This is a genomic window from Pseudomonas sp. HS6-2 (assembly GCF_049325675.2).
GTDB classification, from domain to species: domain Bacteria; phylum Pseudomonadota; class Gammaproteobacteria; order Pseudomonadales; family Pseudomonadaceae; genus Aquipseudomonas; species Aquipseudomonas putida_N.
The window spans coordinates 2,402,615-2,423,007 of the sequence record NZ_CM143906.1 but is presented as its reverse complement, the minus strand read 5'-3'; the positions used below and the strand labels follow the sequence as shown (position 1 = coordinate 2,423,007).

Below are 20,393 nucleotides of genomic sequence, written 5' to 3'. Positions count from 1 at the left end.
CTTGAACGGCAGTTGAAAGCGCGCCTGCTGGCGCGCGTGAAAATGCAGGCTCACTTGGCCATGCTGGTATCGATGGCGTCCTGGCTGCTGGGTTCGGCTTCACGGTTGAGCAGCAGGTTGAGCAGGATGGCGCTGACTGCGGCAAGGAAGATCCCGCTTTCCAGCACCAGCTTCAGCGGGCCGCTGATGTGCTCGAACAGCGCCGGCATAGACATCGGCAACACGCCGATGCTGACCGACACCGCCACCACCAGGCCGTTGCGGGTGCCCTCGAAACGTACCCGGGCCAGCTCCTGGATGCCCGCCACCGTGGTCATGCCGAACATCACGATTGCGCAGCCACCGAGCACTGGCGTCGGCACACTGGCGATCAGCGCGCCCAGTTTGGGGAACAGGCCCATCAACACCATGATGGCGCCCGAGGCGGCGACCACGAAGCGGCTCTTGACGCCGGAAAGCGCGATCAGGCCGGTATTTTGCGTGAAGGCGTTGTAAGGAAAGCTGTTGAATACGCCCCCAAGCATTGTCGACAGGCCATCGGCGCGGAAGGCGTTGCCCAACGTGCGCTGATCGGTCGGCTTGCCGGTCAGCTTGCCAATGGCCAGGCAGTTGCCAGTGGTCTCGGCCATGATCACCAGCATCGCCAACAGCATGATCAGCACCGGGGTGAAGGCGAACTGCGGCACGCCGAACGCCATCGGCGCGCTGAGCTCGAACCACGCGGCATCGGCTACCCGGCTGAAGTCGGTCATGCCAAAGGCCGCGGCCACCACGCTGCCGGCAATCAGCCCCAGAAGCACGCTGAGGTTGCCGATAAAGCCACGAAAACGTGCGTGGATCACCAGCGTCAGCGCCACCGTGGCCACGCCCAGCATCAGGTTGGCCGGCTTGCCGAAGTCTGCAGTGCCTGGTTGCCCTCCCCCCAGCCAGATGGCGGCGGCCGGCATCAGCGAAATGCCGATGACGGTGATCAGGCTGCCGATCACCACTGGCGGGAAAAACCGCAGCAGACGGCTGAACAGCGGCGCGATGGCAATGGTGAGCGCACCGGCCGCGATCACCGCCCCGAACACGTGAGGTAGGCCGAATTCCTTGCCGATCATGATCATCGGCGCCAGGGCAATGAACGAGCAGCCCTGGATCAGCGGCAAGCGCGCGCCGAAGCGCCACAGCCCGAGGGTTTGCAGCAAGGTGGCAACACCCGAGGTCAGCAGGTTGGCATTGATCAACGTCACCACCTGGGCCTGGCTCAGCCCCAGAGCGCTTCCCAGAATCAGTGGCACGGCGACGGCACCGGCATACATCACCAGCACATGCTGCAGACCAAAGCTGAACAGCTGCCGTGCAGGCAGTATTTCGTCTACGGGATGGATAACAGGTTGGCTCATGTCGTGAATCTCCTGAAGTGCGGCTCTTTTTATTGTTGAAGGCGCCCGGAGTGACATGCAGCGCAGGGAAGCGTGGCAGCTGTCGCCGATGTCGAAGTGGAGAATCCTGTGAAATCACCGATGGAGCAAATGATTAACCATCGCTACCATCGATGGATCGACCCGTGGACAGGAGCAGGTAATGCGTTTTTCTCTGGACCAGTTGCAGGTGTTTGTCAGCGCCGTGCAGGCCGGCTCGTTCTCTGCCGCTGCGCGGCGGCTGGGGCGTACGCAGTCGACGGTCAGTGCTGCCATCAGCAACCTGGAAACCGACCTGGGCGTGCAGCTGTTCGATCGCTCCAGCCGCATCCCGGCCTTGACCGCGGCGGGCCATAAACTGCTGCTGCGCGCCGAGGGAATCCTTGAGCGCTGCTACGCCCTGGAAGGCAGCGCAGACAGCCTGGCAGGCCAGGTGGAAGCCGCGCTGACCCTGGCGATCGAGGTGCCATATGGCCCGCTGATAGCGCCCTTCAAAGGCTTTGACGAAGCGTTTCCTTTCGTGGACTTGCTGATCCGCCACCCGCTGCACGGTGATGTCAGCGAGATGATCCTGACCGGCGAGGCGGACCTCGGGGTGAGCTTCGCCCAGCCCCACTACCCGCCGGAGCTGGCCTTCCAGCAGCTGGGCAAGCTGATCATGACCCACGTCTGCCACCCGGAGTTCGCCCTGGCGCGGCAGTGCCCGGTCAGCTTTGCCGACCTCAACGCCCATCGCCGGCTGGCCTTTTTCGCCCATGCCGACAAACTGCCCAGCAGCGAATACCTGCGTGCCGGCCAGCTGTGGCGGGCGGAGAGTTACCTGGCGTTGGTGGAGATGGTGCGCGGTGGGCTTGGCTGGGCAACCCTGCCGCGCCAACTGGTGCAGCAAGAGCTGGAAAGCGGGCAGTTGGTGGAGTTGCAACTGGAGGCCTACCCCCACACCGACTGGCTGGTGGGGGTGGACCTGTTGTGGCATCGCAAGCGCCAGCCTGGCCCGGCGGCGCGCTACCTGCGCGAGTGCCTGCAACGCAGCAAGGTGTTCGAGATCAACCGGATGGGCCAGTCTACGACCTTGTGAGCGGCCCCTTGGCTGGCACCCGATTCAGCACTGCTCAGGCCGCCTTCAGTTCCAGTTGCCCGTGCGTCTCGGCGCCCGAACGCTTGAGCATCGCGGCGGGTATCGCCAGGATCAGCAGGCCGCTGACGAAAAGGCACACGCCCAATACGTAGGTACCGTCGTTGATGTCACCGGTCAGGCTCTCTGCGGTGGCCGTGATCATCGAGCCGGTGAAGCCCGACAGGTTGCCGATGGCGTTGATCATGCCGATGCCCGCCGCCGCCGCGACACCGGACAACACCGTACCTGGCAGAGTCCAGAAAATCGGCATCAGGCTCAGCACACCCGAGGCTGCCACCGTCAGGAACAGGATCGACAGCACGACGTCATGGGCGAACATGGCGCTGAGGATGAGGCCGCAGCCACCGATGAATGCAGGAATTGCAGCATGCCAGCGGCGCTCGCCGGTGCGGTTGGAGTGGCGCGCATTCAGGAACATGGCAACCACGGCCACACTGTAAGGAATGGCGGTCAGCAAGCCGATCTCCAGGGTGCTGGTCACGCCCGCGCTCTTGATGATCGATGGCATCCAGAAGGCCAGGCCATAGAAGCCAGTGTTGAAGGTCAGCAGGATCAGCACCAGCAGCCACACCCGCGGGTTGAAGAACACATCGCTCAGGCGCGAGACCTTGCCGTGCGCCTCCTGTTGCAGATTGGCCTTGAGCAGTTGCTTCTGCGCCTCCGACAGCCAGCCAGCCTTGTCGATGTTGTCGCACAGGCAGGTGAATACCACCACCGCCATGATCACCGAAGGCACGCCTTCGATCAGCAGCATCCACTGCCAGCCTGCCATTTCATGCCAGCCATCCAGGCGGGTCATCAGCCAGCCCGACAGCACGCCGCCCAAGGTGAGGCTGACCGGCATCGCCATCAGAAAACCCGACATCACCCGGCTCTGTCGATGGGTCGGGAACCAGTAGTTGAGGTAGAGGATCACGCCGGGGAAGAACCCGGCCTCGCAGATGCCCAGCAAGAAGCGCAGCACGTAGAACATGGTGCTGGACTCGATGTGGAAGAACCCGGCCAACGGCTGGGTGAACGCCACCGCCATCGAGATGATCGCCCAGCTCAGCATGATCCGTGCGATCCAGAAGCGTGCGCCATAGCGATGCAGCAGCAGGTTGCTGGGCACCTCGAACAGGAAGTAGCCCCAGAAGAACACGCTGGCGCCGAGGGCATAGACGGTGTTACTGAACTGCAGGTCGTCGAGCATGCTCAGCTTGGCAAAGCCGATATTGACCCGGTCAAGGTAGGCGGCGATGTAGCACAGCAGCAGGATCGGCAGGATACGCAGGATGACCTTGCGGTAGGTGCGGTCTTCGAACGCCTGATCGTGGGTGGGGGCGACAGTTTGATGAGCCATGGCCAAGCCTCTTGGCATGTCGTGCATGCCTGATTGTTGTTATTGGAAGCCCACCGGGTGCATGCGCAGCCGGCGGGTGACTATCAGCAGCGGTAATCAGCGAATCGGGTCACGGCTGTACTGGCCATCGATCAGGCGCAGCAGCCCCAGCGGGTTGGCATCGCGTAGCGCCTCGGGCAGCAACGCATCAGGGAAATTCTGGTAGCACACCGGGCGCAGGAAACGGTCGATCGCCAAGGTGCCGACCGAGGTGCCACGGCTGTCGGAGGTGGCCGGGAACGGGCCGCCATGGACCATGGCGTCGCACACTTCGACACCGGTCGGGTAGCCGTTGACCAGCACGCGGCCGGCCTTCTGTTCCAGCAACGCCACCAGTGGCGCAGCGTGCGCAAAGTCGCCTGGCTCGCCGATCAGCGTGGCGGTCAGCTGCCCGCCCAGCGCCTGCAGCGCAGCCAGCAACTGGGCCTGGTCGGCAAGCTCGACCACCACGCTGGCCGGGCCGAAGATTTCCTCCTGCAGCAGCGCTTCGCCAGCCAGCAACAACTGCGCATCAGCCTGGAACAGCTGCGGCCAGGCCTGGTTGCCCTGTTGCTCGGCACCGGCCAGCAGTCGCACGCCGGCATGCGCCTTGAGCGTGGCCACGCCGTGTGCATAGCTTGCCAGGGTGCCGGCATTGAGCATGGTCTGCGGCGGCTGCTCTGCCATCTGCGCAGCCAACTGCTCGACAAAGGCGCTGAACGCGGGTGAACGTACCCCCAGCACCAGGCCAGGGTTGGTGCAAAACTGCCCACAGCCCAGCACCACCGATGCCGCCAGTTCGCGGGCCACGGCCTCACCGCGCGCGGCCAGCGCCCCGGGTAGCACCAGCACCGGGTTGATGCTGCTCATTTCGGCGAACACCGGAATCGGCTGCGGCCGCGCCGCCGCCATGTCGCACAGGGCACGGCCGCCCTTGAGCGAGCCGGTGAAGCCCACGGCCTGGATGGCCGGGTGCTTGACCAGCGCCTCGCCGACCCGGCCACCGTAGATCATGTTGAAGACCCCCGCCGGCATCGCACAACGCTCGGCGGCGGCGACGATAGCCTCGGCCACCCACTGCGCCGTGGCCATGTGGCCGCTGTGGGCCTTGAACACCACCGGGCAGCCGGCGGCCAGCGCCGCGGCGGTGTCGCCACCGGCCGTGGAAAACGCCAAGGGGAAGTTGCTGGCACCGAACACCGCGACCGGCCCCAGCCCCATGCGGCACTGGCGGATGTCCAGGCGCGGCAGCGGGGTGCGCTGAGGCTGCGCACGGTCGATGCGCGCGCCGGCAAAATCACCGCGGCGCAACACCGTGGCGAACAGCCTCAACTGGCCGCTGGTACGCGCCCGTTCGCCGTGGATACGGGCTGGCGGCAAGGCTGTTTCGCGGCATACGGTATCAATGAAGTCTTCACCCAAGGCATCGAGTGCCTCGGCGATTGCGTCGAGAAACTCGGCACGGCGAGCGGCGGGCAAGGCCCGGTACACGGGATAGGCCGCAGCAGCGGCCTGGGCGGCGGCATCGACCTCCTCGTCGCTGGCTTGGTGGAACGCGCCTGGCAGTGGCTGCCCGCTGTGCGCATCGACACTGTACAAGGCCGCCTGACCGGTGGCGCGGCGAACCCCGCCGATGAATTGCTGGCCTGCGTGGGACGTCATGGATGATTCCTCGGCATTGCGAAAGACATGGGGGGCTAATCTAGGCGGCCCTGCGATGCTTTCCCAATGGCATTTATCGATCATCCGATAACGCCGCGTTATCGCTCCCCTTCCCCTCGGCCCGCATGGGCCAGGAGGATTTCAGCGAACTCCAGCGCCGCCCCGTTCAACGGCTCGCCCTTGCGGGTAAGGATGCCGTAGTCCTGGGGCGCCAGGTGCAGCGGCGTGTCGAGGTTGACCAGTACCCCGCTGGCCAGGTGCGGTTCGACCATCGCCTGGGGCAGCATGCCGATCATCGGCCCGCCCAGCAGCACCTTGAGGAAGGTCTGCATGGAAATGGTATCGATGGTATTGCGCGGCACAGCTACGCCCGCCTCGGCGAACGCGCGCTCCATGCGCCCACGGATGGGTGTGCCTTTGGGGTAGAGAATCCAAGGCCACTCCAGCAGTTGCGGCAGGGTCACCGGGCCAGCACCGCTCAACGGGTGCTGATCGTTGACCACGAAGCAGAACGGTTCCGGCGCCAGCGGCTGGAAGTCGAAGCGCTGCTGCTGGGACACGTCGGTAAAGCGCGCCACGGCCAAGTGCAAGTGTTTGTCTTCAAGCATGGCCATCAGGTGATCGCTGGTCTGCTCCACCACCTCGATCGACAGCAATGGCTTGCGCTGCTTGATCTCGACGATGGCATCCGGCAGCGCCACGGCTGTGGCGGCAAAGATGCCGCCCACCTTCAGGTGCCCGTGCCCACCCTGGCGCAAGCTGTCGATCTGGTCGACGAAATTGCGCGCATCGTTCAAGGCCACCTGGGCATAGCGCAGCACCTGCTCGCCGAGCGCGGTGGGCGGCATGCTGCGCGGCAAGCGCTCGAACAGGGCAAAACCGAGCAGGTGCTCGATTTCCTTGAGCATCTTGCTGATTGCCGGCTGGGTCAGGTTCATCTGCTGCGCCGCGACGTGCATGTTGTGCGTGCGCCCGAGGGTCTCGATCAGCAACAGATGGCGGAACTTGAGCCAGTTGCAAACGTGGGAAAAGGAAAGGTCCGACATGCAAGCCCCTGTCGCTGCGATAACCGCTTGTTATTGAATAGTGAGATTAAGCCATTGGAGTTTATCGCGCCGCTTGCCTAGCGTGCAGCTCTCACGTTCCGAGAGATTGCGATGCCATGCCGATGACCCTCACCCCCGCCAACACCCTGCCTGCGGACGGCCTGACCGGCACCCTGATCGGCCGCGCCTGGACCCCGGGCGAACCTGGCGGCCCCTCCCCGATCACCTTGCGCCCCGACGGTGTTTTCGACCTGTCCGAACGCTTCGCCACCCTCAGCCAGCTGCTGGAAAGCGAAGACCCATTGCAGGCCGTGCGCAGCACCCCGGGCCGCTTCCTGGGCAGCCTGGAAGCGTTGCTGGCCAATAGCGGCGAGGCGTTCGACGCCAACCAGCCTTACCTACTTGCCCCGGTCGACCTGCAAGTGATCAAGGCGGCCGGCGTGACCTTCGCCGCCAGCATGATCGAGCGGGTGATCGAAGAGCAGGCCGCCGGTGACGCCAGCAAGGCCGAAGCAGTACGCGCCACCGTGCATTCGGTGATCGGCGACAACCTGCGCGCGGTGCGCCCTGGCTCACAACAGGCCATGGCCTTGAAGGCGCTGCTGATCGAACAAGGCATGTGGTCGCAGTACCTGGAAGTGGGCATCGGCCCGGATGCCGAAGTGTTCACCAAGGCCCCGGTGCTGGCGGCGGTTGGCAGCGGCAGCGCGATCGGCGTGCACCCCGGCTCGGCATGGAACAACCCCGAACCCGAGGTGGTGCTGGCGGTCGACAGCCACGGGCGCATTCACGGGGCAACGCTGGGCAACGACGTCAACCTGCGTGATTTCGAAGGCCGCAGCGCGCTGTTGCTGAGCAAGGCCAAGGACAACAACGCCTCGTGCGCCGTCGGCCCGTTCATCCGCCTGTTCGACGACACCTTCGACCTGGACGCTGTGCGCCGCTGCGTGGTTGACCTGGAAGTCCAAGGTAACGACGGTTACCGCCTGGTCGGCAGCAGCTCGATGGACCAGATCAGCCGCGACCCTGAAGACCTGGTGCGCCAGACCCTCAACGCCAACCATCAATACCCCGACGGCTTCCTGCTGTTCCTTGGTACGCTCTTCGCCCCTATTGAAGATCGCGATCAGCCGGGCGCGGGGTTCACCCACAAACTGGGTGACCGGGTACGCATCGCCAGCCCCCTGCTCGGCCAGTTGCACAACCGGGTCACGACCAGCGACCAGGCAGCGCCGTGGACCTTCGGCCTTCGCGCCCTGATGCACAACCTGGCCGCACGCGGCCTGCTGCATCGCTAAAATAAAAAAGAGAGCCTGAAATGACCGATACCCCGAAACGCCCGCTGCGCAGCCAGCAATGGTTCGACGACCCGAGCCACGCCGACATGACCGCGCTGTACGTCGAGCGTTACATGAACTACGGCCTGACCCGCGACGAACTGCAGTCGGGCCGGCCGATCATCGGCATTGCCCAGACCGGCAGCGACCTTACCCCCTGCAACCGCCACCACATCGAACTGGCCCAGCGGGTCAAGGCCGGCATACGTGATGCCGGGGGCATTCCGATGGAGTTCCCGGTGCACCCGATCGCCGAACAGAGCCGCCGGCCAACGGCGGCCCTGGACCGCAACCTGGCTTACCTGGGCCTGGTGGAAATCCTCCACGGTTACCCACTGGACGGCGTAGTGCTGACCACCGGCTGCGACAAGACCACCCCGGCCTGCCTGATGGCCGCAGCCACCACCGACCTGCCGGCCATCGTACTGTCGGGTGGGCCCATGCTCGACGGCCATCACAAAGGCCAGCTGATTGGCTCGGGCACGGTGCTGTGGCACGCCCGCAACCTGATGGCCGCGGGTGAAATTAACTACGAAGGCTTCATGGAAATGACCACCGCCGCCTCGCCTTCGGTGGGCCACTGCAACACCATGGGCACGGCACTGTCGATGAACGCCCTGGCCGAAGCCCTGGGCATGTCGCTGCCAGGCTGCGCCAGCATCCCCGCGCCCTACCGCGAACGTGGGCAGATGGCCTATGCGACCGGCAGGCGCATCTGCGAACTGGTGCTGCAAGACGTACGCCCGTCCTCGATCATGACCCGCGAGGCCTTCGAAAACGCCATTGCCGTGGCCTCGGCACTGGGCGCCTCGAGCAACTGCCCGCCGCACCTGATCGCCATCGCCCGGCACATGGGCATCGAGCTGTCGCTGGACGACTGGCAGCGCATCGGCGAAGACGTACCGCTACTGGTCAACTGCATGCCGGCCGGCAAGTACCTGGGCGAAGGCTTCCACCGCGCTGGCGGTGTGCCGGCGGTGATGCATGAACTGCGCAAGGCCGGCCGCCTGCACGAGGCCTGTGCCACGGTCAGCGGCAAGACCATCGGCGAGGTGGTCAGCGACACGGTCACCAGCAACCGCGAGGTGATCCTGCCGTTCGACGCGCCGCTCAAGCACAATGCCGGGTTCATCGTGCTCAGCGGCAACTTCTTCGACAGCGCGATCATGAAGATGTCGGTGGTCGGCGAGGCCTTCCGCAAGACCTACCTGGCCGAGCCCGGCAAGGAAAACAGCTTCGAGGCCAGGGCCATCGTGTTCGAAGGGCCGGAGGACTACCACGCGCGCATCGACGACCCGTCGCTGGACATCGACGAGCGTTGCATCCTGGTGATCCGCGGCGCCGGTACCGTGGGTTACCCGGGCAGTGCCGAAGTGGTCAACATGGCGCCCCCGGCCGCGCTGATCAAGCAAGGCATCGACTCGCTGCCCTGCCTGGGCGACGGTCGCCAGAGCGGCACCTCGGCCAGCCCGTCGATCCTCAACATGTCGCCGGAAGCGGCGGTCGGTGGCGGCCTGGCCTTGCTGCAGACCAACGACTGGCTGCGTGTGGACCTCAACCAGCGCCGCGTCGACCTGCTGGTGGACGATGACGAAGTGGCGCGCCGTCGCGCCGCCTGGAAGCCGAACATCCCGGCCTCGCAGACACCGTGGCAGGAGCTCTACCGCCAGCTCGTGGGGCAGTTGTCCACCGGTGGCTGCCTGGAGCCGGCGACGCTGCACATGCGCGTGATCGACCGAGAAGGCGGGATGCCGCGGCATTCGCACTGAAAATGACGGGCGGCGCGTCAGGGTAGCTTGGCGATCACCTTGATCTCGAAGTCGAAGCCTGCCAGCCAGGTCACGCCCACCGCGGTGACCGTCGGGTAAGGGGCTTCACCCCAGAACTCGGCGGCCACCTCCCAGATGGTCGCGAAGGTGGCGTCGGGGTCGATCATGAACAGGGTGGTATCGATCACGTCGGCGAAGCTGCTGCCCGCCTCGGCCAGGATGGCGTTGAGGTTGGCGAAGGCCAGGCGCACCTGCGCTGCCAGGTCGGGCTCGGCCGAGCCATCCTTGCGGCTGCCCACCTGGCCGGACACGAACAGAAAGCCATTGGAGCGAATCGCCGGCGAGTAACGGTGCAGGTCATACAAGGCATGGCGGTCAGGGGGGAAGACGACATCGCGTTGGCGGGTCATGGCAAAGCTCCGGGCTGTTTACGGTGTAGCCACTGTAGAAAGGCCGCCCGCCCCGATAAACGGGCAATGCTGGTCATGACTGTTTGTATAATCCAAACAATCCCGAGCTGATCGAGCCTTGAAATGGACCGTATCAATGCGATGCAGGCCTTCGCCCGCGTGGTCGAAACCGGCAGCTTCACCAAAGCCGCAGACACCCTGGGCATGAGCAAAACCAGCGTGACCCAGCTGGTCCAGCAATTGGAGGCCAGGCTGCGTGTACGCCTGCTCAACCGCACCACCCGCAAGGTCAACGTCACCGCCGACGGCGCTGCCTACTATGAACGCGTCGTCCGGCTGCTGGCGGATATCGACGATGCCGAGACCAGCTTGTCCAGCGCCTCGGCGGCCCCACGTGGGCGGCTGCGGGTCGATGTACCCAGCCCGCTGGCGCGCCTGCTGCTGATACCCGCCCTGCCCGCTTTTTATGCCCGCTACCCGGACATTCAGCTGACGTTGGGTGCGAGCGATCGCATCGTCGACATCATCGAAGAAAACGTCGACTGCGTGGTGCGCGGCGGCGAGATCACCGACCAGTCCCTGGTGGCGCGGCATGTCGCCGACCTGCAGCTGGGCGTCTACGCGACCCCGGGTTACCTGCAGGACGCTGGCAGGCCCGTGCACCCAGGGCAGCTGGAAGAGGGCCGCCACCGCACGGTCAGTTACCTCTGGTTCCGCACTGGCAAGGCGTTGCCGCTGGTGATGCAGCGCGGCGAAGAACGTGTCGAGGTGCAAGGCCGTTCGGTGCTGACGGTCGACGACGGCAACGCCTACCTCGCCGCCGGCCTCGCAGGCCTGGGCGCGCTGTGGCTACCGCATTACATGGCCAGGCCGCACCTGGCCAGCGGCGAACTGCTGCCGCTGTTCGAGGACTGGCAGATGGCGCCGATGCCGCTGTACCTGGCCTTCCCGCCCAACCGCCATGTCAGCGCCAAGCTGCGGGTGTTCATCAACTGGGTCGTGGAGCTGATGGCCGAGCACGCCGGGCCATGATCACCTGCACCATTTGTTCATCATCGTGTGATTTCTGCCGTGCAGTCTGCGTCACAAGCGCAACCCCTCGCTGTCGTCCGGGGACTGATAACAAGGCCTTCCATGCAAACGCTGTTGAACGAGATTCTCGACGAAGTGCGCCCCTTGATCGGCAAGGGCAAAGTGGCTGACTACATCCCTGCGCTGGCCGACGTGCCAGCCAATCAGCTGGGCATCGCCGTCTATGGCAACGATGGCAGCCACTACTGCGCAGGCGACGCCCTGGTACCCTTTTCGGTGCAGAGTATTTCCAAGGTGTTCAGCCTGGTCCAGGCGATTGGTCACTCCGGTGAAGCCATCTGGGAGCGCCTGGGCCATGAGCCCTCCGGCCAGCCGTTCAACTCGCTGGTGCAGCTGGAGTTCGAGCGTGGGCGGCCGCGCAATCCGTTCATCAACGCTGGCGCGCTGGTGATCTGCGACATCAACCAGTCGCGCTTTGCCGCGCCCACCTTGTCGATGCGCGATTTTGTCCGCCGGTTGTCGGCCAATCCCCACATTGCGATCGATGCCCGCGTCGCCGATTCGGAATACCAGTTCCGCGCGCGCAACGCCGCCATGGCTTACCTGATGCAATCGTTCGGCAACTTCCATAACGAAGTCGAGACGGTGCTGCGCAGCTACTTCAGTTATTGCGCACTGCAAATGAGCTGCCTGGACCTGGCGCGAGCCTTCTGCTTCCTGGCCAACGACGGGTTCTGCAAGCACAGCGGAGAGCAGATCCTCAGCCGGCGCCAGACCCAGCAGGTGAACTCGATCATGGCCACCAGCGGGCTGTACGACGAGGCCGGCAACTTCGCCTACCGGGTCGGGTTGCCCGGCAAGAGCGGCGTGGGTGGTGGGATCGTGGCCATCGTGCCGGGGCAATTTACCGTGTGCGTGTGGTCGCCGGAGCTGAATGCGGCGGGCAATTCCCTGGCGGGGATGGCAGCGCTGGAGCTGCTCAGTTCGCGGATCGGCTGGTCGGTGTTCTGATCAAGGCAGATGGGCCGTTAAACAGTAGACAGGATGACCTCGAATGTCGTCCCCTGCTCCGCTGTTGACGCGACCTCAAGAACACGTGAAACCCCGGCTTCATGGGCCAGGGAGACACGGATTGGAAGCCTCGAATCGCCATCAAACCAGGCTGCGCTTGATCTCGGCGATGTGCTCCGGGCCGATGCCACAGCAGCCGCCGATCAGGCTCGCCCCTCGCGCACGCCAGTCGCGGGCCCACACCAGATAACCCGGCGGGTCGAGGTCTTCACGCAGCTCATCCAGGCCATCGTTGGCAGTGGCTTCCTTGGGTTGCGGCGGGAAGGCATTGGCGTAGGCGCCGATGGCGATATCCGCCTGGCGTGCTTCGATCACCGAACGCGCCACATCCAGCGCTGCACCGATGACTTCAGGCTGGCTGCAGTTGAACAGCACCGCCGCAACACCCAGGCCTGCCACCGCCTCGATGGCATCGGCCACCGGCTCGCCGGAACGCAGGCGCGGCACGGCGTCGACGTCTTCGTCCTGCAAGGTGAACGACACCCAGAACGGCTTGCCGTCCGCTGGCAGATGGCTGTGAATGGCCTGCACCTCGGCAATCGCGCTCTGGGTCTCAGCCAGCCACAGGTCCACATGCGGTGCCAGCCCCTGCAGCAGCGGCGTCAGCACCTCAGCCACCCGCTCCGGCTGGAACAGGTCTGGCCGGTAGGAACCGAACAGCGGCGGCAACGACCCCGCCACCTGCACCGGCTGCGCACTGGCATCCGCCGCCCGACGTGCCAGCTGGCCCGCCACCGTGGCCAGTTGCAGGCCCTCCTTGGCAAAGCGCTCCTCGCCGATATGGAACGGCACCACCGCATAGCTGTTGCTGGTGATCACCTGCGCACCGGCGGCAATGAACGCCGCATGCACCCCCACCACCGCTTCGGGGGCCTCGCTCAGGGCCAGCGCAGACCACTCCGGCTGGCGGAACGGCGCACCGCTGCGCTGCAATTCCCGCCCCATGCCACCGTCCAGTACTAACATCGCTCGCTGTTTCATATAACTACTCTGAAGGTTCTTATGAATAAAATTCATTATGTAGGAATGATTTATAACTATTTAATACACTAATCCAGTTTTGGCCAACTTTTCAGGTATTTACATGCGCGTCCCTGCCCTGCTTGGCGCGAGCCTCCTGTTGCTCGCTACCACTACTCAAGCCTTTGCCGGCACGACCCTTGAGCGTGTCGAGACGAACAAAGAACTGGTAAACGTGCTGATGGAAAGCTACCCGCCGTTCTCGTTCCTCAACGCGCAGAACCAGCTCGACGGCTTCGATGTGGACGTGGCCAAGGCAGTGGCGCAGAAGCTCGGCGTCAAGCTGCGCCTGGAAACCCCGTCGTGGGACGTGATCGCTGCTGGCCGCTGGAGCGGGCGCTATGACATCTGCATCTGCTCGATGACCCCGAGCAAGGCCCGCGCCGAAGTGTTCGCCTTCCCGGTGGAATACTACGCCTCGCCCGCCGTCATCGTGGTCAACGCCAAGGATGAGCGCATCCACAGCGCCAAGGACCTGGACGGGCGCAAGGTCGGCCTGACCGCCGCCTCCAGCTACGAGAGCTACCTGAACAAGAACCTGGTGATCGAAGGCGCCGAAGACCGCCACATCGACTACCCGTTCGAGGCCGTGCAGATCGCCCCTTACGACACCGACAACGTCGCCTTCCAGGACCTGGGCCTGGGTGCTGGCGTGCGCCTGGACGCCATCCTCACCAACCTGGTGACCGCCAAGCCGCGCCTGGACCAGGACAACCGCTTCAAGCTGGCCGGCGCCCCGCTGTATGAAGAGCCGAATTCGGTGGCCATCGAGAAAGGCGACCCGGAGTGGGATGCCAAGGTGCGCCAGGTGTTCGCCGAGCTGAAGGCTGACGGCACGCTGGCGCAGATTTCGCAGAAATGGATCGGCGCCGACATCAGCAAATGAGCACTTTCCCCCCTGCCCCCAAACCCGCGGCCCGCGCCAAGGTCGTCGGCTTGTTCGGCTTTCGTACCCGGCTGTACCTGACCTGGCTGGCGCTGTTCGCCCTGTTTGTGGCGTTTTTCCTCAGCTTTGACCTGAAGTTCGCGATCATTCTGGAGAAGTTCCCTAACCTCGCCGGCTTCAAGCTCGGGCCCAACGGCTTTTTGCAGGGCGCGGCACTGACCCTGTTCCTGTGCCTGTGCTCGATGGTGGTGTCGGTGGCGTTCGGCTTTGCCGCGGCGCTTGCGCGGCTGTCGAACAGTGCGGTGCTGGTGGGCATCGCCAGCTTCTACACCTCGTTCTTCCGCGGCACCCCGCTGCTGATCCAGATCCTGCTCATCTACCTCGGGCTACCGCAGCTAGGCCTGGTACCCGGCGCCATCAGCGCCGGCATCATCGCGTTGTCGTTGAACTACGGTGCGTACCTGAGCGAGATCTTCCGCGCCGGCATCCTCGGCGTGGCCCGCGGCCAGCGTGAAGCGGCGCTGGCGCTGGGCATGCGGCCGGTGCAGATCTTCTGCAGCATCGTGCTGCCCCAAGCGATGCGGGTGATCATTCCGCCTACGGCCAACCAGTTCATCTCGATGCTCAAGGACTCGTCGCTGATCTCGGTGATGGGGGTTTGGGAGGTGATGTTCCTGGCGCAGTCGTATGGGCGCTCAAGCTACCGGTACCTGGAAATGCTGACCACGGCGGCGGTGATCTACTGGGTGTTGTCGATCTTGCTGGAGCTGGTGCAGGCACGGCTTGAGCGGCATTTCGGCAAGGCCTACCAGCGCTGACCTACCCGCATTGCGCACTGCTGTAGGAGCGGATTTATCCGCGATGGGCCGCAAAGCGGCCCCAGCTCCCGAAGTAGCGAATTGCCCTGTGGCAAAAGGAGGCATCGTCGGGGCCGGTCAGCACCCGGTAAATCGGTAATCCATCCGGTGGTTGAGTCACTTGTTCCGTCCTTGCAGTAGTAGGTGTGTATTTCGAGAGTACTGTTAACTATCGGGGCATGGCTACGCGCCTGATCATTTCCGGGACAGTCCTCGATTGGACTGCGCCCGCTAGCTCAACCACACCGGCGTCATGCTAGGTGACCACCGCAGGGTCGCTGCCTCCCACAACCTCAATATGATGGTTCGCGCCCTTTTTGATGAACTCGAACACAGCCGCCCCCACTCCCGACGCCGAGCTGACAGGTAGTAACGCCACCCCAGTTCGGCCACAATCGGTCACTCAGTTCAAGCTGGGACGCACCGGATGCTCACCACCCTCGCTATCGGCAACTACCGCTCGATCAATCACCTTGTGTTGCCACTAGGCCAACTCAACCTCGTGACCGGCGCCAACGGCAGTGGCAAATCCAATCTCTACAAAGCCCTGCGCCTGCTCGCCGAAACCGCCCAGGGCGGGGTGATCGAAGCGCTTGCCCGTGAAGGCGGACTGGATTCGACCTGGTGGGCCGGGCCTGAAATGAGTGCGCGCATGAAGCGCGGTGAAGTGCCCATCCAAGGCCAGCATCCGAGCGACGTCAAACGCCTGCGCCTGGGTTTTGCCACCGAGGATTTCGGCTTTGCCATCTCGCTCGGCCTGCCGATTCCTCTGCCCTATCCCAGCGCCTTCATGCTCGACCCCGAAATAAAGAGTGAAGCCATTTGGGGCGCTGGCGCCTACCGGCCGGCTTCCTTGTTGGTAGAGCGCAAGAACGCCATGGTACGCGCCCGGGAGGGCAACAGCTGGACAGTGCTCGATCAACATGCCGACAGCTGCGAGAGCTTCTTCAACATCGTTGGCCGCCCTCGCCAAGCACCAGAGATCGGCGAGCTACGCGCCTTCATCAATAGCTGGCGGTTCTACGATCACTTCCGCATCGACCGCGATGCGCCCTGCCGCCAGCCTCAGCTGGGTACCCGCTCGCCAGTGCTGCACCACGACGGCCGCAATCTCGCCTCGGCGCTGCAGACCATTATCGAGATCGGTGAAGTTGAAGACCTCGTAGCTGCGCTGGAGGACGCATTCCCCGGCAGCCGCCTGCAGATCGATGCGCCGCCGGGCGGCCTGTTCAGTGTGCGACTGCATCAGCATGGGCTGCTGCGCCCGCTGGGCGGTGCCGAGTTGTCAGATGGCACCCTGCGTTATCTGTTGCTGATGGCCGCGTTGCTGACGCCACGGCCGCCGTCGCTGATGGTGCTCAACGAACCGGAAACCAGCTTGCATGCCGACCTGCTCCCGGCTTTGGCGCGGCTGATCATCCGCGCGTCGCAACGTAGCCAGGTGTGGGTGGTATCGCACAGCAGGCCGCTGATCGAGGCGTTGACGGCGTGCGAGGGGTGCAACGTGTTGGAGTTGGAGAAGGTACAGGGCCAGACCCAGCTGCGCGGGGTTGGGCTGTTGGATGAACCGCTATGGCGCTGGATTGACTGATCCATGAGCCGGAAGGGATATCCGGCGAAGAAGCGTATCAGGTGGCGATGAAGTATGCCGCCAGGCCCTTGGCCAAGTGCCAAGGTTTCCACAAGGACAGATGATCGAACATTCGGCTGGAGTTGCCCGCCAGCCCAGCCACCGCGAGATAGATGAACCACTTTCGCAGCGCTCTGGAGAGTTTTCTTTTCACGAATCGCAACAGACGGCACACCTTGGAAAATGCCCTGTCGCCAGAAAGGAAAAAGCCCAACACATTGTTGGGCTTTAGCGCCACTCCTCACCGCGCACAGGAATGGCAGGACGGCGCTATGTTCGGCAAAGCGGCAAAGGAAGTCAATCGGCCGTTCGCCCCAAAGGCGCTCCTGCTTTAGAGGCTCTACTCCAGCGGTTTTCGCCTCAGCAGCCATTTCGTCCAGCGTTGTCCCCTACAGGGGACATCGCGCCGTGCCACCTCAAGTACAGTCATCTGCACACCTGAATACCTACAAGAAATTAGGATGTGCACCGCCATGCATAACCCCCACAGCGCGCCGCGCCGCTCCCTCTATTTCAACTACCAGGTCTTCCCTGCCCACACCGCCAGCGTCGGCGCTGCCCGCCCTGAGCGCAAACCGGTGGTGGTGGCAGGCGCCGGCCCGATCGGCCTGACCACTGCCCTGGACCTTGCCCGCCATGGCATCGCCTGCGTAGTACTGGCTGCAGAGCGGCAAGTGAGTGAAGGCAGCCGGGCGATCGTGTTCACGCGCCGCTCGATGGAAATCTTGCAACAGGTGGGTGTCGCCGACCGAGTCTGCGAACTTGGCTTGCCGTGGAGCTGTGGCAATTCGTTCTACCGCAACCGGCTGGTGTTCCGTATGGAGAACCCACACGACCTAGATGACCGCTTCGCGCCCATGACCAACCTGCAGCAGCCCTGCCTGGAGCAGTTTCTGGTCGAGGCCGCCGAGGCCAACCCGTTGATCGAGCTGCGCTGGGGCAACCGCGTGACCGGTTTGACGCAGCATGACGATTTCGCCCGGCTGGTCATCGACACCCCCGCCGGCAACTACGAACTGGACGCTGACTGGGTAGGGGCTGCAGATGGCGCCCGCTCGACACTGCGCACGCTGCTCGATCTGAAACTTGAAGGCACCGCCTACGAAGGCCGCTTCGTGATCGCCGACATCAAGATCGACCTCGGCCTGCCCACCGAGCGCCTGGCCTACTTCGACCCAGCCTGGAACCCGGGCAACACCGTATTGATGCATCGCGAACCGGGTGATATCTGGCGCATCGATTACCAACTGCCGCCAGACGAAACTGCGGAGCAGGCGTTGCAGCCCGAATCCTTGCGCGAACGCATCAATGCCCAGTTGCAGATGATGGGTATAGAAGACCCGCAGTGGGAAATGGACTGGAACTCGGTCTATTCGGCCCGCGCCTTGACCCTGCCGGACTACATTCACCAGCGCGTGATATTCGCGGGCGACGCGGCCCACCTGTTGCCGATCTTCGGCGTGCGAGGTGCCAACACCGGCTTCCAGGATTGCCATGGCCTGGTGTGGAAGCTGGCCCTGACCCTCAAGGGCCTGGCCGGTCCCAAGCTGCTGCCGTCCTATTCCAGCGAACGCGTGAGTGCCGCGCGGGAAATCATCAGCGAAGCTGGCAAGAGCACCCGTTTCATGGCGCCTCCCACAGCGGGCTACCGCCTGGTACGCGATGCGGTGTTGTCGTTGTCGCTGACCCAGGCGTTCGTCCGGCCGTTGTATCACTGGCGCACCTCGCGGCCACACGACTATGCCGACTCGGTGCTCAACAGTGCGGCTGACGACAACTCGCGTTTCACGGCCGGGCCGCGCAACGGCGCCCCGCTGCTGAATATCCGCCTGGCCGAAGACGACTACTTGTTCGACCGCCTGGGCGCCAGCTTCTACCTGCTGTGCTTCACCGACAGCGATTGCATCCCGACCGACCTGGTCGAGCAGGTGCAGGCCATTCGCAGCAGCGGCGTGCCCTTGGAGATCATCGCGATTGCGCGAGACGCCCAAGCCGCCATCAATGGTGCAGACCAGTTGATCGGCGACGCCAGCGGCCGTATCGCCGCCAAGTATGGCATCACCGGCAACGGCGCCTATCTGGTGCGCCCTGACCAGCACATCTGCGCCCGCTGGCTGCAGCTGTCTGCTGCACAACTGCACACCGCCGTCGACACCGCCCTGGGCAAGTACTGAGAGGAAGCGCCATGAACACCCTGACCGCAGCAGAACTGGAAGTGGTTTACGACGTACTGGCAGAGGCCCTGGACCAGGCCACACCGGCCAAGGCCGAGCTGTTCCTGACCAAGCTGGCGTTGCTCAGCGCCCATGCCCTCGGCGATGCCCAGGCTTTCACTGCACTGACCCAGTCGGCGCTACACAACTTGTAAGCCCTGGCGTTGCCGCATAAACAATAATAATCAGGCGCCCCCATGCACCCGAACACCGCCCCCCTTGCCACGCTAACAACCGCCAGCAGCCCACAGCACGCCGTGATGCGCAAAGTCTCCAGGCGCCTGCTCGGCTTTCTGTTCCTGTGCTTTGTGCTGTCGTTTCTCGACCGCATCAACATCGGCTTCGCCGGCCTGACCATGATGGGCGACCTGGGCCTGAGCAGCACCCAGTTCGGCATGGCGACCACGCTGTTCTACATCGCCTACGTCGCCTGCGGCATCCCCAGCAACATGGCCTTGGCCAAGGTTGGCGCACGCAGATGGATCGGCAGCCTGATGATCGCCTGGGGGCTGGCCTCGACCGCGACCCTGTTCGCGACCGATGCCAGCAGCCTGTACCTGCTGCGGATGCTGGTCGGTATCACCGAAGCCGGCTTCCTGCCTGGTGTGCTGCTGTACCTGACGTTCTGGTTCCCGGCCGCATACCGGGCACGCGCCAATGCGCTGTTCATGATCGCCATGCCGTTTACCGCAGGCTTCGGCTCGGCACTCTCGGGGTTGATACTGAGCCTGGATGGAGTGTGGGGGCTGCACGGCTGGCAGTGGCTGTTCCTGCTCGAAGGCATGCCCTCGGTGGTCATGGGCTTTGTGGTGTTCGGCTACCTGAACGATAGGCCAGCCCAGGCCCACTGGTTGAGCCAGGAAGAGAAGCAACAGTTGCAGCAAGCCCTGGCCGCCGATAAGCCGGCTACAACTGATACGGAGAAAGATGAACCCGGCAGCCTGCTGCGCGAAATGCTCTCGCCCACCATGCTGCTGTTCAGCCTGGTGTACTTCTGCCTGGTCAACACGCTGGCGATGATCGCCGTTTGGACGCCGCTGATCATCAAGAGCATCAGTGCCGCCGACAGCAGCAACAGCACCATTGGCTTTCTGGCGATGATCCCGCAGGTGTGCACCATCATCGGCATGCTGGTGTGGGGCCTGCATTCCGACCGCAGCCAAGAGCGCCGATGGCACCTGGTGCTGCCGATGCTGATGGCCGCTGCCGGCTGGTTGTTCGCGGCCTACGCCGGTAACCCGCTGGTGCAGCTGTGCGGGATCTGCATGGCTGCCACAGGTTCCTACACCGCCATGTCGATTTTCTGGACGACCCCGGACCAGGCACTGACGTTCAAGGCGCGGGCCATTGGCATTGCGGTGATCAATGCGTTCGGCAATATCGGTTCGGCGCTGAACCCGCTGGTTGTTGGCTGGCTCAAGGACCTGACCCAAAGCTTCACGGCCGGGATCGTGTATGCCACGGCGTTGCTGGTGATGGGGGCGCTGTTGACCTTCCTGCTGCCGCTGCGCTCGGCTACATCGGTATCCAAGCAGGCGCGGTAGGAGCGGGCTTGC

18 protein-coding genes are annotated in these 20,393 nt (G+C 64.1%); 11 read left to right on the top strand and 7 right to left on the bottom strand.

The features are described 5' to 3' along the window. Window positions 1-50 precede the first annotated feature (50 nt). Window positions 51-1,388: a nucleobase:cation symporter-2 family protein gene (locus ACOKS3_RS11355; protein ID WP_422764222.1), complete on the bottom strand. Its 1,338-nt coding sequence runs from the start codon at window positions 1,386-1,388 to the stop codon at window positions 51-53. A 181-nt stretch (window positions 1,389-1,569) separates the two neighbouring features. On the opposite strand from ACOKS3_RS11355, the gene ACOKS3_RS11350 reads away from it, so the two are divergent. Beyond that, window positions 1,570-2,484, top strand: coding sequence for a LysR family transcriptional regulator (locus tag ACOKS3_RS11350; protein ID WP_103446825.1), 915 nt, complete (start codon window positions 1,570-1,572; stop codon window positions 2,482-2,484). A 34-nt stretch (window positions 2,485-2,518) separates the two neighbouring features. On the opposite strand, the gene ACOKS3_RS11345 is transcribed toward ACOKS3_RS11350, so the two are convergent. From ACOKS3_RS11345 to ACOKS3_RS11335, 3 genes are all read right to left on the bottom strand, one after another. Beyond that, entirely contained in the window at window positions 2,519-3,904 is a 1,386-nt protein-coding gene (locus tag ACOKS3_RS11345) for an MFS transporter (protein WP_422764223.1), read from the bottom strand. A 78-nt stretch (window positions 3,905-3,982) separates the two neighbouring features. Further along, complete coding sequence (locus ACOKS3_RS11340; protein WP_422764224.1) at window positions 3,983-5,566, bottom strand: aldehyde dehydrogenase (NADP(+)); 1,584 nt, start codon at window positions 5,564-5,566, stop codon at window positions 3,983-3,985. Window positions 5,567-5,664: 98 nt separating this feature from the next. Then, entirely contained in the window at window positions 5,665-6,612 is a 948-nt protein-coding gene (locus ACOKS3_RS11335; protein ID WP_103446822.1) for a LysR family transcriptional regulator, read from the bottom strand. Between the two features lie 116 nt (window positions 6,613-6,728). Between ACOKS3_RS11335 and ACOKS3_RS11330 the strand changes: the two genes are divergently transcribed. Both ACOKS3_RS11330 and ACOKS3_RS11325 read left to right on the top strand, forming a co-directional pair. Further along, complete coding sequence (locus ACOKS3_RS11330; RefSeq protein WP_422764225.1) at window positions 6,729-7,910, top strand: fumarylacetoacetate hydrolase family protein; 1,182 nt, start codon at window positions 6,729-6,731, stop codon at window positions 7,908-7,910. Window positions 7,911-7,930: 20 nt separating this feature from the next. Next, the gene (locus ACOKS3_RS11325; protein ID WP_422764226.1) at window positions 7,931-9,718 is read left to right on the top strand and encodes an IlvD/Edd family dehydratase; all 1,788 of its coding nucleotides are present in this window, start codon (window positions 7,931-7,933) and stop codon (window positions 9,716-9,718) included. A gap of 17 nt (window positions 9,719-9,735) precedes the next feature. Here the strand turns inward: ACOKS3_RS11325 and ACOKS3_RS11320 are convergent, their stop codons facing one another. After that, window positions 9,736-10,128 (bottom strand): RidA family protein, encoded by a 393-nt coding sequence (locus ACOKS3_RS11320; protein ID WP_103446819.1) that lies wholly within the window; start codon window positions 10,126-10,128, stop codon window positions 9,736-9,738. 123 nt (window positions 10,129-10,251) lie between these two features. Between ACOKS3_RS11320 and ACOKS3_RS11315 the strand changes: the two genes are divergently transcribed. Together ACOKS3_RS11315 and glsB are read left to right on the top strand one after the other, a co-directional pair. Beyond that, window positions 10,252-11,160 (top strand): LysR family transcriptional regulator, encoded by a 909-nt coding sequence (locus ACOKS3_RS11315; RefSeq protein ID WP_422764227.1) that lies wholly within the window; start codon window positions 10,252-10,254, stop codon window positions 11,158-11,160. Window positions 11,161-11,262: 102 nt separating this feature from the next. Beyond that, on the top strand, window positions 11,263-12,171 hold the full coding sequence (gene glsB, locus ACOKS3_RS11310) for a glutaminase B (protein ID WP_103446817.1): 909 nt from the start codon (window positions 11,263-11,265) through the stop codon (window positions 12,169-12,171). A 141-nt stretch (window positions 12,172-12,312) separates the two neighbouring features. Here the strand turns inward: glsB and ACOKS3_RS11305 are convergent, their stop codons facing one another. Next, window positions 12,313-13,197, bottom strand: a complete 885-nt coding sequence (locus tag ACOKS3_RS11305) for a homocysteine S-methyltransferase family protein (protein ID WP_181004472.1) — start codon at window positions 13,195-13,197, stop codon at window positions 12,313-12,315. Window positions 13,198-13,315: 118 nt separating this feature from the next. Here ACOKS3_RS11305 and ACOKS3_RS11300 point away from each other — a divergent pair, with 118 nt between their 5' ends. The 3 genes from ACOKS3_RS11300 to ACOKS3_RS11290 all read left to right on the top strand — a co-directional run bounded on the left by ACOKS3_RS11300 (window position 13,316) and on the right by ACOKS3_RS11290 (window position 16,585). Continuing rightward, complete coding sequence (locus tag ACOKS3_RS11300; protein WP_422764228.1) at window positions 13,316-14,137, top strand: ABC transporter substrate-binding protein; 822 nt, start codon at window positions 13,316-13,318, stop codon at window positions 14,135-14,137. Further along, window positions 14,134-14,955, top strand: coding sequence for an amino acid ABC transporter permease (locus ACOKS3_RS11295; RefSeq protein ID WP_422764229.1), 822 nt, complete (start codon window positions 14,134-14,136; stop codon window positions 14,953-14,955). Before ACOKS3_RS11300 ends, ACOKS3_RS11295 begins: the two co-directional genes overlap by 4 nt. A 466-nt stretch (window positions 14,956-15,421) precedes the next feature. After that, window positions 15,422-16,585: an AAA family ATPase gene (locus ACOKS3_RS11290; protein WP_422764230.1), complete on the top strand. Its 1,164-nt coding sequence runs from the start codon at window positions 15,422-15,424 to the stop codon at window positions 16,583-16,585. 37 nt (window positions 16,586-16,622) lie between these two features. On the opposite strand, the gene ACOKS3_RS11285 is transcribed toward ACOKS3_RS11290, so the two are convergent. After that, window positions 16,623-16,862, bottom strand: a complete 240-nt coding sequence (locus tag ACOKS3_RS11285; protein WP_422764231.1) for a hypothetical protein — start codon at window positions 16,860-16,862, stop codon at window positions 16,623-16,625. Between the two features lie 235 nt (window positions 16,863-17,097). Here ACOKS3_RS11285 and ACOKS3_RS11280 point away from each other — a divergent pair, with 235 nt between their 5' ends. From ACOKS3_RS11280 to ACOKS3_RS11270, 3 genes are read left to right on the top strand one after another with little or no spacing between them, the layout of a single operon-like run. Continuing rightward, on the top strand, window positions 17,098-18,798 hold the full coding sequence (locus ACOKS3_RS11280; protein ID WP_422764232.1) for an FAD-dependent monooxygenase: 1,701 nt from the start codon (window positions 17,098-17,100) through the stop codon (window positions 18,796-18,798). An 11-nt stretch (window positions 18,799-18,809) separates the two neighbouring features. Continuing rightward, on the top strand, window positions 18,810-18,992 hold the full coding sequence (locus tag ACOKS3_RS11275) for a DUF2783 domain-containing protein (RefSeq protein WP_422764233.1): 183 nt from the start codon (window positions 18,810-18,812) through the stop codon (window positions 18,990-18,992). 42 nt (window positions 18,993-19,034) lie between these two features. Then, window positions 19,035-20,381, top strand: a complete 1,347-nt coding sequence (locus tag ACOKS3_RS11270; RefSeq protein WP_422764234.1) for an MFS transporter — start codon at window positions 19,035-19,037, stop codon at window positions 20,379-20,381. Window positions 20,382-20,393: the final 12 nt, after the last annotated feature.

What these genes read in the sequence shown, in the direction of transcription:
- glsB (WP_103446817.1), top strand. Translation starts at nt 11,263, where the DNA reads ATGCAAACGCTGTTGAACGAGATTCTCGACGAAGTGCGCCCCTTGATC.
- ACOKS3_RS11355 (WP_422764222.1), bottom strand. Translation starts at nt 1,388, where the DNA reads ATGAGCCAACCTGTTATCCATCCCGTAGACGAAATACTGCCTGCACGG.
- ACOKS3_RS11300 (WP_422764228.1), top strand. Translation starts at nt 13,316, where the DNA reads ATGCGCGTCCCTGCCCTGCTTGGCGCGAGCCTCCTGTTGCTCGCTACC.
- ACOKS3_RS11320 (WP_103446819.1), bottom strand. Translation starts at nt 10,128, where the DNA reads ATGACCCGCCAACGCGATGTCGTCTTCCCCCCTGACCGCCATGCCTTG.
- ACOKS3_RS11345 (WP_422764223.1), bottom strand. Translation starts at nt 3,904, where the DNA reads ATGCCAAGAGGCTTGGCCATGGCTCATCAAACTGTCGCCCCCACCCAC.
- ACOKS3_RS11295 (WP_422764229.1), top strand. Translation starts at nt 14,134, where the DNA reads ATGAGCACTTTCCCCCCTGCCCCCAAACCCGCGGCCCGCGCCAAGGTC.
- ACOKS3_RS11305 (WP_181004472.1), bottom strand. Translation starts at nt 13,197, where the DNA reads ATGTTAGTACTGGACGGTGGCATGGGGCGGGAATTGCAGCGCAGCGGT.
- ACOKS3_RS11280 (WP_422764232.1), top strand. Translation starts at nt 17,098, where the DNA reads ATGCATAACCCCCACAGCGCGCCGCGCCGCTCCCTCTATTTCAACTAC.
- ACOKS3_RS11275 (WP_422764233.1), top strand. Translation starts at nt 18,810, where the DNA reads ATGAACACCCTGACCGCAGCAGAACTGGAAGTGGTTTACGACGTACTG.
- ACOKS3_RS11325 (WP_422764226.1), top strand. Translation starts at nt 7,931, where the DNA reads ATGACCGATACCCCGAAACGCCCGCTGCGCAGCCAGCAATGGTTCGAC.
- ACOKS3_RS11335 (WP_103446822.1), bottom strand. Translation starts at nt 6,612, where the DNA reads ATGTCGGACCTTTCCTTTTCCCACGTTTGCAACTGGCTCAAGTTCCGC.
- ACOKS3_RS11290 (WP_422764230.1), top strand. Translation starts at nt 15,422, where the DNA reads ATGCTCACCACCCTCGCTATCGGCAACTACCGCTCGATCAATCACCTT.
- ACOKS3_RS11270 (WP_422764234.1), top strand. Translation starts at nt 19,035, where the DNA reads ATGCACCCGAACACCGCCCCCCTTGCCACGCTAACAACCGCCAGCAGC.
- ACOKS3_RS11340 (WP_422764224.1), bottom strand. Translation starts at nt 5,566, where the DNA reads ATGACGTCCCACGCAGGCCAGCAATTCATCGGCGGGGTTCGCCGCGCC.
- ACOKS3_RS11315 (WP_422764227.1), top strand. Translation starts at nt 10,252, where the DNA reads ATGGACCGTATCAATGCGATGCAGGCCTTCGCCCGCGTGGTCGAAACC.
- ACOKS3_RS11350 (WP_103446825.1), top strand. Translation starts at nt 1,570, where the DNA reads ATGCGTTTTTCTCTGGACCAGTTGCAGGTGTTTGTCAGCGCCGTGCAG.
- ACOKS3_RS11330 (WP_422764225.1), top strand. Translation starts at nt 6,729, where the DNA reads ATGCCGATGACCCTCACCCCCGCCAACACCCTGCCTGCGGACGGCCTG.